This is a genomic window from Mesorhizobium abyssinicae (genome assembly GCF_049887195.1).
GTDB classification, from domain to species: Bacteria; Pseudomonadota; Alphaproteobacteria; order Rhizobiales; family Rhizobiaceae; genus Mesorhizobium; species Mesorhizobium abyssinicae.
This window is the reverse complement of sequence record NZ_JARAKC010000007.1, coordinates 279,688-293,251: the sequence shown is the minus strand read 5'-3', so window position 1 is coordinate 293,251 and position 13,564 is coordinate 279,688. Positions and strand designations below refer to the sequence as shown.

The following is a 13,564-nucleotide window of genomic DNA, read 5'->3' as shown; positions in this document are numbered from 1 at the left end:
CCGTCAGCAGTTGGTCTGGAGATAAGCCATGAACATTCATGAATATCAGGGCAAGGCACTGCTGAAGTCGTTCGGCGCGCCGGTCGCGGAAGGCGTGCCGGTGCTGATGGCCGGCGATGCCGAGGCCGCCGCCAAGGCGCTGCCCGGCCCGCTCTATGTGGTAAAGAGCCAGATCCATGCCGGCGGCCGCGGCAAGGGCAAGTTCAAGGAGCTTTCCGCCGACGCCAAGGGCGGCGTGCGGCTGGCGAAGTCGGTGGCCGAAGTGGTCGCCAACGCCAACGAGATGCTCGGCCACACGCTGGTCACCAAGCAGACCGGCCCTGCCGGCAAGCAGGTCAACCGCCTCTATATCGAGGACGGCGCCGACATCGACCGCGAGCTCTATCTGTCGATCCTGGTCGACCGTTCGGTCGGCCGCATCGCCTTCGTCGTCTCGACCGAGGGCGGCATGGACATCGAGGCGGTGGCGCACGACACGCCGGAAAAGATCATCACCGTCGCCATCGACCCGGAAAAGGGCGTGACGGCGGATGATCTCAAGACGCTCAACGGGGCGCTGAAGCTCGACGGCGACGCCGCCAAGGACGGTGGCACACTGTTCCCGATCCTCTACAAGGCCTTTGTCGAGAAGGACATGAGCCTGCTCGAGGTCAACCCGCTGATCGTGATGAAGAACGGCCGGCTGCGCGTGCTCGACGCGAAAGTGTCGTTCGACAACAATGCGCTGTTTCGCCATCCCGAGCTGATGGAGCTGCGCGACACCACCGAAGAGGACGAGAAGGAGATCGAGGCGTCGAAATACGACCTCGCCTATGTCGCGCTCGACGGCAATATCGGCTGCATGGTCAATGGCGCAGGCCTTGCCATGGCGACGATGGACATCATCAAGCTCTACGGCGCCGAGCCGGCCAACTTCCTCGACGTCGGCGGCGGCGCTTCGAAGGAGAAGGTGACGGCGGCATTCAAGATCATCACCAAGGACCCGGCGGTCAAAGGCATTTTGATCAACATCTTCGGCGGCATCATGAAGTGCGACATCATCGCCGAGGGCGTGATCGCCGCGGTCAAGGAAGTCGGCCTGCAAGTGCCGCTGGTGGTGCGCCTCGAAGGCACCAATGCCGAACTCGGCAAGAAGATCATCAACGACAGCGGCCTCAATGTCGTGTCGGCCGATGATCTCGACGACGCAGCCAAGAAGATCGTGGCGGCGGTGAAGGGCTGAGCGCATGCGGCTGCTGGCCATAGCGCTGACCGGCATGGCCCTTTGGGCCGGCCCTGCTGCGGCCGCGGATGGTTCCAAGTCGCCCGCCTGGATTGGGAAGAGGGTCAATCTCTTCATGAATTTATGTCCGGCGACGGCGCCCAGCTTTGGCAGGTTCAAAGCGGTTGCCCGGCAAAGCGGGTTCAAACCGGGATCCGACGGAATGCAGGTCTACAAGTCTACGGAGATCGTTGCCTCAATCAAGAATTGGAGCGGTCGCTGCGACTGCCTCGTCTCCTTCGGCACCAACGATCCGAAGCAGGCCGCCAACATGATCCTTAGAAGGCTTCTGACGAAATACGGCAGCAAGTTCCAGGCCGACGAGGACCCTAAATCTCTTGGTGAATTGAGGACGTCTGACGGCAATTTGTCGGTGCAGATCGTGACGACCCGGCGCGCCGGGGGCCAATGGATCGGTGCTGTCGTTCACGGAAACCAAAAATGCCCAGCTTGAGAACTGAACGTCATGGTCGAGGTTGTTAGACGATGCCTCCACGCAAGATAAACCTGGTCGAAGCGGCGGATGCGAAGATCGCCAAGGTCTTCGATCCGCATATCGCCGGCGACGTCAATGACAGCCAGGCCAAGGTCGCCAAGTTCGGCGAGGTCTTCGACTGGCATGCGCATGAGCATGAGGACGAAGCTTTCCTGGTGCTGCGCGGCAGGATAGCCATCGATTTCCGCGATGGGCCGGTCGAGCTCGGCGAGGGCGATTTCATGGTCGTGCCGAAGGGTGTCGAACACCGGCCGCGCTCGCTCACCGAAGAGCCGATCGTGCTGATGTTCGAGCCGTCGACGACGCTCAACACCGGCAATGCCAAGAGCGACCTCACCGTCATCGACCTGAAGCGGCTCTGAGCGATGAACGCGGCTTCTTTCTCATCGCTCTCGGCCGATCACCAGCGCCTGCAGGCGCTGGTCGGCGCGTGGCGCGGCGAGGAGGAGGTGGCGGGCACGCAATGGACCGATGCCGGCCCGGCAACGTCGGAAATCTTGGCGGAAGCGCAGTTCGGCGGGTTGTTCGTGGTGCAGCGTTACAAGCAGCGCCGCGACGGCACGGTCTCGTTCGGCTCGCATAATGTGTTCGGCTTCGACCAGCAGGCCAAACTCGTCACCATGCATCAGTTCGATTCCATGGGCTTCGTGCCGGCCTCGCCGGCCACGGGCACCTGGAATGGCGACGAGCTGGTGCTGGAGCGGTCGTCACCGCGCGGCGCTGCACGGGTGACCTACAGTTTCGACGGCGACGATGCCTACCGCATGCGACTGAACTTCAAACCTGCCGGCAGCGATGGCTGGCAAGACATGGTGAGCGGGCTCTACCGGCGCGTCTCGCCTTCCTCGATCAACGTTTAGAAAAGGGCTCCGATGTCCATTCTCATCGACAAGAACACCAAGGTGCTGGTTCAGGGCCTGACCGGCAAGACCGGCACGTTCCACACCGAACAGGCGCTGGCCTATCACGGCACCAAGATGGTCGGCGGCATCCATCCCAAGAAGGGCGGCGAGACCTGGACCGGCGCCAAGGGCGAGACGCTGCCGATCTTCGCGTCCGTCGCCGAAGGCAAGGAAAAGACCGGCGCCAATGCTTCGGTCGTCTATGTGCCGCCGGCGGGCGCCGCCGAAGCCATCATCGAGGCGATCGAAGCCGAGATCCCGCTGATCGTCTGCATCACCGAGGGCATCCCGGTAATGGACATGGTCAAGGTCAAGGCGCGGCTCGATCGCTCGACGTCACGGCTGATCGGACCGAACTGCCCGGGCGTGCTGACCCCCGACGAATGCAAGATCGGCATCATGCCCGGCAACATCTTCCGCAAGGGTTCGGTCGGCGTTGTTTCGCGCTCGGGAACGCTTACCTATGAGGCAGTGTTCCAGACCACCAATGTCGGCCTCGGCCAGACCACCGCCGTCGGCATTGGCGGCGATCCGGTCAAAGGCACCGAATTCATCGACGTGCTGGAGATGTTCCTCGCCGACGACGAGACCAAGTCGATCATCATGATCGGCGAGATCGGCGGCTCGGCCGAGGAAGATGCCGCGCAGTTCCTCAAGGACGAAGCCAGGCGTGGCCGCAAGAAGCCGATGGCCGGCTTCATCGCCGGGCGCACGGCGCCGGCCGGCCGCACGATGGGCCACGCCGGCGCGGTCATCTCCGGCGGCAAGGGCGGCGCCGAGGACAAGATCGCGGCGATGGAATCGGCCGGGATAAAAGTTTCGCCATCGCCGGCACGGCTGGGCACGACGCTGGTCGAGGCGATCAAGGGTTAAGGGAGTAGGGGAGTAAGGCAGTAGGGAGTAGGGAAAGACAGGCGCCGGACAGCCTATTCCCTTGCTCCCCTATTCCCCTACTCCCGTCCAACTAAGGAGACGGAGCCAGGCTCCGACAAGTGACATGGCACGACAAGATCAGGCCAACGACCAATTTTCGCTCACCTCTTTCCTCTATGGCGGCAATGCCGACTATATCGACGCGCTCTACGCCGCCTATGAGGACGATCCCGGCTCGGTCGATCCGCAGTGGCAGGATTTCTTCGCGGCGCTGAAGGACGACGCCGCGGACGTCCGCAAGAACGCCAACGGCGCTTCCTGGGCCAGGCCCTCCTGGCCGCTCTCGGCCAATGGCGAGCTGGTCTCGGCGCTCGACGGCAATTGGGGCCTGGTCGAAAAGACGATCGAGAAGAAGGTCAAGGAGAAGGCGGTCACCAACGGCGTCGTCCTGTCCGATGCCGACGTGCACCAGGCGACACGCGATTCTGTCCGCGCCATCATGATGATCCGCGCCTACCGCATGCGCGGCCATCTGCATGCCAATCTCGACCCGCTCGGCATCGCCAAGCCGCTCGAGGACTACAACGAGCTGTCGCCGGAGAATTACGGCTTCACGTCAGCCGACTACGACCGGCCGATCTTCCTCGACAATGTGCTCGGGCTCGAGTTCGGCACGATCCGGCAGATGCTGGACATTCTGACCCGCACCTACTGCTCGACGCTCGGCGTCGAGTTCATGCACATCTCCGACCCCGAGGAGAAGGCCTGGATCCAGGCGCGCATCGAGGGCGCCGACAAGGAGATCACCTTCACCGCGACCGGCAAGAAGGCGATCCTGCAGAAGCTGATCGAATCGGAAGGCTTCGAGCAGTTCGCCGACGTCAAGTACAAGGGCACCAAGCGCTTCGGCCTCGACGGCGGCGAGGCGCTGATCCCGGCGCTGGAGCAGATCCTCAAGCGCGGCGGCCAGCTCGGCCTGAAGGAGGTCGTGCTCGGCATGGCGCATCGCGGCCGCCTCAACGTGCTCTCCCAGGTGATGGCCAAGCCGCACCGCGCCATCTTCCATGAGTTCAAGGGCGGCTCGGCCGCACCCGACGAGGTCGAGGGCTCGGGCGACGTCAAGTACCATCTCGGCGCCTCGTCGGACCGGGAGTTCGACGGCAACAAGGTGCACCTGTCGCTGACCGCCAATCCTTCGCATCTGGAAATCGTCGACCCGGTGGTGATGGGCAAGGCGCGCGCCAAGCAGGACCAGTTCGCCGGGCGCGAGCGCGGCGAGATCGTGCCGCTGTCGGAACGCGCCAAGGTGATGCCGCTGCTGTTGCACGGCGACGCCGCCTTTGCCGGCCAGGGCGTGATCGCCGAGATCCTCGGCCTATCCGGCCTGCGCGGCCATCGCGTCGCCGGCACGCTGCATGTCATCATCAACAACCAGATCGGCTTCACCACCAATCCGCGCTTCTCGCGCTCCTCGCCCTATCCGTCGGATGTCGCCAAGATGATCGAGGCGCCGATCTTCCACGTCAACGGCGACGACCCGGAGGCGGTGGTGCACGCCGCCAAGGTGGCGACCGAGTTCCGCATGAAGTTCCACAAGCCGGTGGTGGTGGACATGTTCTGCTACCGCCGCTTCGGCCATAATGAGGGCGACGAACCGGCCTTCACCCAGCCGATCATGTACCGCGCCATCCGCACCCACAAGACGACGGTGCAGATCTATGCCGACCGGCTGATGGCCGAGGGCCACATCACCCAGGCCGAGTTCGACAAGATGAAGGCCGACTGGCGGGCGCATCTGGAAGCCGAGTGGGAAGTCGGCCAGAGCTACAAGCCGAACAAGGCCGACTGGCTGGACGGCGCCTGGTCGGGCCTGCGCACGGCCGACAACCAGGATGAGCAGCGGCGCGGCAAGACCGCCGTGCCGGTCAAGACGCTGAAGGAGATCGGCAAGAAGCTGACCGAGGTGCCGAAGGGCTTCGAGGCGCACAAGACGATCGTCCGCTTCCTCGAGAACCGCCGCCAGTCGATCGACTCCGGCGAAGGCATCGACTGGTCGACGGCCGAGGCGCTGGCCTTCGGCGCCATCCTGCTCGACGGCAACCCGATACGGCTCTCCGGCCAGGATTCCGAGCGCGGCACCTTCTCGCAGCGCCATTCAGTGCTCTATGACCAGCGCGACGAGACGCGCTACATCCCGCTCAACAACCTGTCGGCGGCGCAGGCCGGCTATGAAGTCATCAACTCGATGCTTTCGGAAGAGGCGGTGCTCGGCTTCGAATATGGCTACAGCCTGGCCGAGCCGAAGGCGCTGACGCTGTGGGAAGCACAGTTCGGCGACTTCGCCAACGGCGCCCAGGTGGTGTTCGACCAGTTCATCTCGTCGGGCGAGCGCAAGTGGCTGAGAATGTCGGGCCTCGTCTGCCTGTTGCCGCATGGCTATGAGGGCCAGGGGCCGGAGCACTCCTCGGCCAGGCTCGAGCGCTTCCTGCAGCTCTGCGCCGAGGACAACATGCAGGTGGCCAACGTCACCACGCCGGCCAACTACTTCCACATCCTGCGCCGGCAATTGAAACGCGATTTCCGCAAGCCGCTGATCCTGATGACGCCGAAGTCGCTGCTGCGCCACAAGCGGGCGGTGTCGACGCTGTCGGAGATTTCGGGCGAAAGCTCGTTCCACCGGCTGCTGTGGGACGACGCGCAGCTGTTGCCGAACCAGGCGATCAAGCTGACCAAGGATTCCAAGATCCGCCGCGTCGTGCTCTGCTCGGGCAAGGTCTATTACGACCTCTACGAGGAACGCGAGAAGCGCGGCATCAACGACATCTACCTGTTGCGTGTCGAGCAGCTCTATCCGTTCCCGGCCAAGGCGCTGATCACCGAGCTGTCACGCTTCCGCAATGCCGAGATGGTGTGGTGCCAGGAGGAGCCCAAGAACATGGGCGCCTGGTCGTTCATCGATCCCTATCTCGAATGGGTGCTGGCGCATATCGACGCCAAGCATCAGCGGGTGCGCTACACCGGCCGGCCGGCATCCGCCTCGCCGGCGACCGGATTGATGTCGAAGCATCTCAGCCAGCTCGCCGCCTTGCTCGACGACGCGCTCGGCGAATAGAATCCTTAAAGAGACAGAACGGACAGGCACAATGGCTACCGAAATCCGCGTCCCCACCCTCGGCGAATCCGTCACTGAAGCGACCATCGGCAAATGGTTCAAGAAGGTCGGCGATACGATCGCCGCCGACGAGCCGCTGGTGGAGCTCGAGACCGACAAGGTGACGGTGGAAGTGCCGTCGCCGAGCGCCGGAACGCTCGGCGAGATCGCCGCCAACGAAGGCGAGACGGTCGGCGTCGGCGCGCTTCTCGGCTCGATCTCGGCCGGCGGCGAGGCGGCCGCTCCGGCGACCAAGCCGCAAGCCGTCTCGCAGGCCTCGAGCCCGGACGCGGCCTCCACCGTCAAGCAGGCCGCGGCCGAGACCGCCAAGATCGCCGGCGATGCCGGCGCGATCGAGCAGCGCACCATGCCGCCGGCGCCGGCGGCGGCGAAGCTCATCGCCGAGGCCAACCTCGCGGTCGACCAGATCACCGGCACCGGCAAGCGCGGCCAGGTGCTGAAGGGCGACGTGCTCGACGCCATCGCCAAAGGCGCGCCGTCGCAGCCGGCCGAGACGCCGAGATCGGCGCCGGCCCCGGTCGCCGTGCGCGCGCCGTCGCCGGCCGAAGACGCCCCGCGCGAGGAGCGCGTTCGTATGACCAAGTTGCGCCAGACCATCGCGCGTCGGCTCAAGGAAGCGCAGTCGACCGCCGCCATGCTGACCACCTTCAACGAGGTCGACATGAGCGCGGTGATGGCGCTGAGGGCCAAGTACAAGGACGTGTTCGAGAAGAAGCACGGCGTGAAGCTCGGCTTCATGGGCTTCTTCACCAAGGCGGTGACGCATGCGCTGAAGGAGATCCCGGCGGTCAACGCCGAGATCGACGGCACCGACATCATCTACAAGAACTTCGCCCATGTCGGCGTCGCCGTCGGCACCGACAAGGGCCTGGTGGTGCCGGTGGTGCGCGACGCCGACCAGATGGGAATAGCCGAGATCGAGAAGGAGATCGGCCGGCTGGGTCTCGCCGCGCGCGACGGCAAGCTCTCCGTCGCCGACATGCAGGGCGGCACCTTCACCATCTCCAATGGCGGCGTCTACGGGTCGCTGATGTCGACGCCGATCCTTAATGCGCCGCAGTCGGGCATCCTCGGCATGCACAAAATCCAGGACCGGCCGGTCGTGGTCGGCGGCCAGATCGTGATTAGGCCGATGATGTACCTGGCGCTCAGCTACGACCACCGCATCGTCGACGGCAAGGAAGCGGTGACCTTCCTGGTGCGCGTCAAGGAAAGCCTGGAGGATCCGGAACGGCTGGTGCTCGATCTCTGAGGTCCGTCAAGGTGGGCCGGAGAGACGATCTGCGCCAGCGGATGACGACCGGTTCCTCTGGCTTTCGATCCGGAGCGGTCTTCGCGGTATTTTGTTCGGCGACGCTGACTGCGTCGCCGTCCCACGCCGCTTGCCCGCTGGAACTCGCCGTCTATGGCGATGCCGAAAGCGAGGCCGGCATCGATTTCAGGCCGACCATGGACTCGGCCACCGTCACCAACAGCTTCAAGATGGTGCTCGACAAGGGCGTGGTGCTGGACGGCATCGTCATGTGGACCGACGGCGTGGCGCGGCCGCACGGCTCGCTGATGTACAAATGCCCGACCGGCGACGTCACCGGCGATGAGCTCGCCGCCTGCACGGTGTGGGAGGGCGTCGTCTACAGCGCCGACGACAAGGGCAACATCGCGCTGTTGCCGGCCGAAGGCGCGGAGGCGCCGAAAAGCCTGATCTTTCCGGATCTAGGTGCCTCGCTGCAGATGTCGGCCGCTTATGGCCCGGACGGCTTTTCCAAGGTGCCGTGGGATGTCTTCCTGCTGAAAGGCTGCCAGGAATGAGCGCGGACAAGAAGACGCTGCTGGTCACCGGCGGCAGCCGCGGCATCGGCGCCGCCATCTGCCGGCAGGCCAGCCAGGCCGGCTATCGTGTCGCTGTCAATTTTGTCTCCAACCAGGCAGTCGCCGAGGCGCTGGTCGCCGAACTCAAGGCCGCGGGCGGCGAGGCCATTGCCGTCAAGGGCGATGTCGGCAACGAGGCCGATGTGCTGGCGATGTTCGAGGCGGTGGACAAGGGTTTCGGCCGGCTCGATGCTTTCGTCAACAATGCCGGCATCGTCGACGCCAAGGCGCGCGTCGACGAGATGAGCGCCGCGCGGGTAGAGCGCATGATGCGCGTCAATGTCGTCGGCTCCTTCCTCTGCGCGCGCGAGGCGGTCAAGCGCATGTCGACCCGGCATGGCGGCAAGGGCGGCGGCATCGTCAACATCTCTTCCGCCGCGGCGAGGCTGGGTTCGCCCGGCGAATATGTCGACTACGCCGCCTCCAAGGGCGCGATCGACACGCTGACCATCGGCCTGGCACGCGAGGTGGTGCTCGAAGGCATCCGCGTCAACGCGGTCAGCCCCGGCATCACCGACACCGAGATCCATGCCTCCGGCGGCCAGCCGGACCGCGTGGCGCGAATGCGGGACATGCTGCCGATGAAAAGGCCGGGCACCGCGGATGAAGTCGCGAGCGCGGTTCTCTATCTTCTGTCGGACGCGGCCTCCTATATAACGGGCGCGATCCTGAATGTGAGCGGCGGCCGCTAGGCGCCAGAGCAAAGGACAAGACCATGGCCTATGACGTCGTAATCATCGGATCGGGACCGGGCGGCTATGTCTGCGCCATCAAGGCGGCGCAGCTCGGGCTGAAGACGGCGGTGGTCGAGAAGAACGCCACCTTCGGCGGCACCTGCCTCAACATCGGCTGCATTCCGTCGAAGGCGCTGCTCCACGCCTCCGAGATGTTCGCCGAGGCCGGCCATTCCTTCGACACGCTCGGCGTCGAAATCGGCGCGCCGAAGCTCAACCTGAAGAAGATGCTGGCGCACAAGGACGCGACGGTTTCGGCCAACGTCAACGGCGTCGCCTTCCTGTTCAAGAAGAACAAGATCGACAGCTTCCGCGGCACCGGCAAGGTGGTTGGTGCCGGCAAGGTGTCGGTCACCGGCGAGGACGGCAAGGTCGAGGAGATCGAGACCAGGAACATCGTGATTGCCACCGGCTCGGATGTCGCGGGCATTCCCGGCGTCAAGGTCGATTTCGACGAGAAGGTGATCGTGTCCTCGACCGGCGCGCTGTCGCTGGACAAGGTGCCGGGCCATCTGGTGGTGGTCGGCGGCGGCGTCATCGGGCTGGAGCTCGGCTCGGTGTGGGCCAGGCTCGGCGCCAAGGTGACGGTGGTCGAATTCCTCGACACCATCCTCGGCGGCATGGACTGCGAGGTTTCCAAGCAGTTCCAGCGGCTGCTCTCCAAGCAAGGCTTCGAGTTCAAGCTCGGCGCCAAGGTCACCGGGGTCGCCAAGGCCAAGAAGGGCGCCAGCGTCACCTTCGAGCCGGTGAAGGGGGGCGCCGCCGAAACGATCGCCGCCGACGTGGTGCTGGTCGCCACCGGCCGCCGCCCCTATGCCGACAGCCTCGGGCTGAAGGATGCGGGCGTCGAGATGGACGAGCGCGGCCGGGTCAAGACCGACGGGCATCTCAGGACCCACGTTCCCGGCATCTATGCCATCGGCGACGTCATCGCCGGCCCGATGCTGGCGCACAAGGCGGAGGACGAAGGCGTGGCGGTGGCCGAGATCATTGCCGGCCAGGCAGGCCATGTGAACTACGACGTGATCCCTAGCGTCGTCTACACCAGCCCGGAAATCGCCTCGGTCGGCAAGACCGAGGAAGAATTGAAGAAGGCCGGCGTCGACTACAAGGTCGGAAAATTCCCGTTCACGGCCAATGGCCGGGCGCGCGCCATGCTGCACACCGATGGCTTCGTCAAGATCCTGGCCGACAAGCAAAGCGACCGCGTGCTTGGCGTCCATATCGTCGGCTTCGGCGCCGGCGAGATAATCCACGAGGCGGCGGTGTTGATGGAATTCGGCGGCTCGTCGGAAGACCTCGCCCGCACCTGCCACGCGCACCCGACCATGTCGGAGGCGGTGAAGGAAGCGGCGCTGGCCACCTTCTTCAAGCCGATCCACATCTGAAAGGCTCGTATAAACTCTACTCCGGCGGCCATCTGGAGCGGTTCTCTGCGCTTCCGGTGCTCACGTACTTTAGTACGCTCCGCTCCGGTTCTCGAAAACCACTCCAGCTGACTCACCGGAGCGAGTTTCTAAGGGCCTTTCTCGCGCCTGCCACCAAACAAAACGGCCCGCCTTTGGGCGGGCCGTTCGTCGTTGAGGTAAGCCCGATTACGGAGACGGCGCAGGTGCCGGAGCGGGCGCCGGGGCCGGTGCTGGCGCGGGAGCCGGCTCTGGTGCCGGAGCGGGCGCTGGCGCAGGTGCCGGGGCAGGTTCGGCAGGCTTCATCGGCTCCGGAGCGGGCGCCGGTGTGCTCGCGGCCGGCGGCTCGGCGGGCGCCGGAGCTTCGCCGCTTCTTCCGAAAACATAGTAGGCAACAATGGCCAGGATAATGACCACCAGGGCAATCAGCCAGCCACTGCCGCCGCCGCCCGATCTGGGAGTGTCGTTAGGGTTCGCCATAAAAGTGTCCTCCGTGGATGAAAAGTATCAAATAACACCCGTCAACGCGCGACCGTTGAACGGGTTTCATACTAGGCCCGGAAAATGCTGAAAGCAGGGCAATTCTGATCTGGAATCCCCTGCCGGCATGCATTTCCACCACAAAATGGGTCGGGATCGAGTCGAACCCGGTCTTTCGACACCATTCGGCACGAAACCGGGGGAGGTTTGCGCCGCCAAGTCACGAATCAGCCTGGCGCCGGGCGCTCCCGCCCTATCGAGGCGCAACCCGGCCGTGCGGATCAGTCGACGGCGGTCACCGTGTAGCCGGCCTTGCGCAAATCCTCGACCAGGCCTTGTGGGCCCGGAAGATGCATGGCGCCGACCGCCATGAAGGCATTGCCCCGGGTCAGGAACGGTCCGGCATGATCGGCCATCACCTTGTTGCGGCTTGTGATCATGGTCTCCTCGAACGCGGCATAGCCGGCCGGATCATCCTCGTCGCCGGGCAGGACGACGCGAAACAGCGGCCAGAACATGCCGGTCTCGCCGCTCTGATAGAGAACGATCATGGTTTCGTTGACGTCGTTCACCTTGTCGCCGAGCTTGAGCGTGTCGACCAGACCCTTCATGTGGAAGGCCAGCGGAAGCGAGGCCATGGCATGAAGCTGATCGGCGACGGTCTCCAGCCCCTCGACGGATTTGCCTGAAGCCTTGGCGTCCTCGGCGAGCTTGACGTCAAGCACCGGCGCGCCGCCGGCCTTGCGCGCCAGCTCGCAGGCCGGCAGCGCAACCATGGCCGACAGCAGCCAGGGCTTCATCTTGGCGACGGTGGCCGGCGGTATGCCGCGCGCGTCGAGCGCCTTGTTCATGGCAACAGCGTCGTCGGGCGACAAAAGCGAGGACAGCGTGGTGCTGTCGGTGAACATCATCAGGTCCGGCTCCTTGAGCAGGGCGGCCATCATCTTCTGCTGGTCGAGCACTTCCGTGGTCTCGATGACGACCGTATCGGCGGCGTCGAAAGCCTTCTGCGCAGCCGGCGGCAGCGTGGTGACGCGCGGATCGGTCATGTGCATGGTGCCGAACAGGAAGGAGGGCTTTTCGCCGGGCTTTTCCAGTTTCCACAGCAGGCCCTTGCCGTTGGGCGTCGCCGCTGCTTCGGCTTCGATCTTGCTGTAGACGGCCGGGTTGTCCTTGCGCAGCGCGCTCAGCATGTCGGTGCCGCCGCAGGCCGGGGTCTCGGCGTGCGCCCGACCGGCGAGCAGCGCGACGATCAGGAAAGACAGGAAAAACAGGACGTTGAGCGCGACAAGCAGCTTCAGCGACACGAGGGCCGCGCGGTCAGCGATGGCGATGACGCGTTTCATGAGTCGCTTCTTACGATCAAAAAGCGGCAAAACGGTTAATCGGCGCAGCCAATTTGAACGGTTCACGCCCTTGGGTGAGCGGATTCGTAAATCTCGAGCAGCCTTGCGGTGTCGACGCCGGTATAGACCTGGGTGGTCGACAGGCTGGCGTGGCCGAGCAGTTCCTGGATGGTGCGCAGGTCGCCGCCGCGGCCGAGCAGATGCGTGGCGAAGGAGTGGCGCAAGGCGTGCGGCGTCGCGGTGTCGGGCAGGTTGAGCGCCGAGCGCAGCCTCGCCATATCGCGCTGGACGATCGCCGGATTGAGCGGACCGCCGCGCGCGCCGCGAAACAGCAGGCCCTTCGGATCGATATGGAAGGGGCAGAGGCGGCGGTATTCGGCGACCGCGCGGAAGGCCACCGGCAGCACCGGCACCAGCCTGGTCTTGCCGCCCTTGCCGGTTACGCGCAGCAGGGTGTCCGTTTCCGACGACAGCTCGGCGCCGGCGAGGCCAAGCGCCTCGGAAATGCGCAGGCCCGAGCCGTAGAGCAGCGTCAGCACGGCGGCGTTGCGGGCGGCGATCCAGGGTTCTTCCGCCAGCTGGCCCTGCACGGAAACGACCTCTTTTGCATCGCTCGCCGTCAGCGGCTTGGGCAGCGACTTCGGCTGGCGTGGCGCGCGCAGCGCCGCCGCACCCGCGGCATTGGCGAGGCCGCGCCGTTCGAGGAAGCGCAGCAGCGAGCGGATGCCGGCCAGCCCGCGCCCGAGCGTGCGGGCGCCGGCGCCGGCGTTGCGGCGGGCGGCGAGGAAGCCGCGCAAATCGGCCGGGCGCAGGTCGGCGATGTCGGAGATGCCGGGCGGACCGCCGCAATGGCCGGTCAGGAAATGCAGGAACTGGCGGGTGTCGCGCTCATAGGCTTCCACCGTCTCCGGCGACAGCCGGCGCTCGCGCGCCAGCATCTTCAGCCAGTTCTCGCGCGCCGCCTGGAGGTCGGGCTTTGCCGGGATGAGGAATTCCTGCATGCGCTGCATTTTCGGGCAGCCAGG

At 65.1% G+C, this 13,564-nt stretch carries 12 protein-coding genes; 10 read left to right on the top strand and 2 right to left on the bottom strand.

From position 1 onward, the window contains the following. The first annotated feature begins 28 nt into the window (after positions 1 to 28). From sucC to lpdA, 10 genes are all read left to right on the top strand, one after another. Positions 29 to 1,222, top strand: a complete 1,194-nt coding sequence (gene sucC, locus PU724_RS18170) for an ADP-forming succinate--CoA ligase subunit beta (RefSeq protein WP_354423260.1) — start codon at positions 29 to 31, stop codon at positions 1,220 to 1,222. A gap of 4 nt (positions 1,223 to 1,226) precedes the next feature. After that, entirely contained in the window at positions 1,227 to 1,715 is a 489-nt protein-coding gene (locus PU724_RS18165) for a hypothetical protein (RefSeq protein ID WP_354423258.1), read from the top strand. A gap of 32 nt (positions 1,716 to 1,747) precedes the next feature. Next, positions 1,748 to 2,119, top strand: coding sequence for a cupin domain-containing protein (locus tag PU724_RS18160; protein ID WP_354423257.1), 372 nt, complete (start codon positions 1,748 to 1,750; stop codon positions 2,117 to 2,119). 3 nt (positions 2,120 to 2,122) lie between these two features. Next, positions 2,123 to 2,617, top strand: coding sequence for a DUF1579 family protein (locus tag PU724_RS18155; protein WP_354423255.1), 495 nt, complete (start codon positions 2,123 to 2,125; stop codon positions 2,615 to 2,617). A gap of 12 nt (positions 2,618 to 2,629) precedes the next feature. Continuing rightward, complete coding sequence (gene sucD, locus PU724_RS18150; protein ID WP_320253828.1) at positions 2,630 to 3,532, top strand: succinate--CoA ligase subunit alpha; 903 nt, start codon at positions 2,630 to 2,632, stop codon at positions 3,530 to 3,532. 124 nt (positions 3,533 to 3,656) lie between these two features. Then, the gene (locus PU724_RS18145; protein WP_127282093.1) at positions 3,657 to 6,644 is read left to right on the top strand and encodes a 2-oxoglutarate dehydrogenase E1 component; all 2,988 of its coding nucleotides are present in this window, start codon (positions 3,657 to 3,659) and stop codon (positions 6,642 to 6,644) included. Between the two features lie 31 nt (positions 6,645 to 6,675). Continuing rightward, positions 6,676 to 7,956, top strand: a complete 1,281-nt coding sequence (gene odhB, locus PU724_RS18140) for a 2-oxoglutarate dehydrogenase complex dihydrolipoyllysine-residue succinyltransferase (protein WP_354423252.1) — start codon at positions 6,676 to 6,678, stop codon at positions 7,954 to 7,956. 41 nt (positions 7,957 to 7,997) lie between these two features. Beyond that, complete coding sequence (locus PU724_RS18135; protein ID WP_320253829.1) at positions 7,998 to 8,513, top strand: hypothetical protein; 516 nt, start codon at positions 7,998 to 8,000, stop codon at positions 8,511 to 8,513. Continuing rightward, on the top strand, positions 8,510 to 9,265 hold the full coding sequence (locus PU724_RS18130; RefSeq protein ID WP_320321038.1) for an SDR family oxidoreductase: 756 nt from the start codon (positions 8,510 to 8,512) through the stop codon (positions 9,263 to 9,265). Before PU724_RS18135 ends, PU724_RS18130 begins: the two co-directional genes overlap by 4 nt. Positions 9,266 to 9,288: 23 nt before the next feature. After that, the gene (lpdA, locus tag PU724_RS18125) at positions 9,289 to 10,695 is read left to right on the top strand and encodes a dihydrolipoyl dehydrogenase (RefSeq protein ID WP_354423250.1); all 1,407 of its coding nucleotides are present in this window, start codon (positions 9,289 to 9,291) and stop codon (positions 10,693 to 10,695) included. A gap of 779 nt (positions 10,696 to 11,474) precedes the next feature. On the opposite strand, the gene PU724_RS18120 is transcribed toward lpdA, so the two are convergent. Further along, positions 11,475 to 12,539, bottom strand: a complete 1,065-nt coding sequence (locus PU724_RS18120; protein ID WP_354423248.1) for a TraB/GumN family protein — start codon at positions 12,537 to 12,539, stop codon at positions 11,475 to 11,477. A gap of 62 nt (positions 12,540 to 12,601) precedes the next feature. Beyond that, positions 12,602 to 13,549, bottom strand: a complete 948-nt coding sequence (locus tag PU724_RS18115) for a tyrosine recombinase XerC (protein WP_426213442.1) — start codon at positions 13,547 to 13,549, stop codon at positions 12,602 to 12,604. Positions 13,550 to 13,564 lie beyond the last annotated feature (15 nt).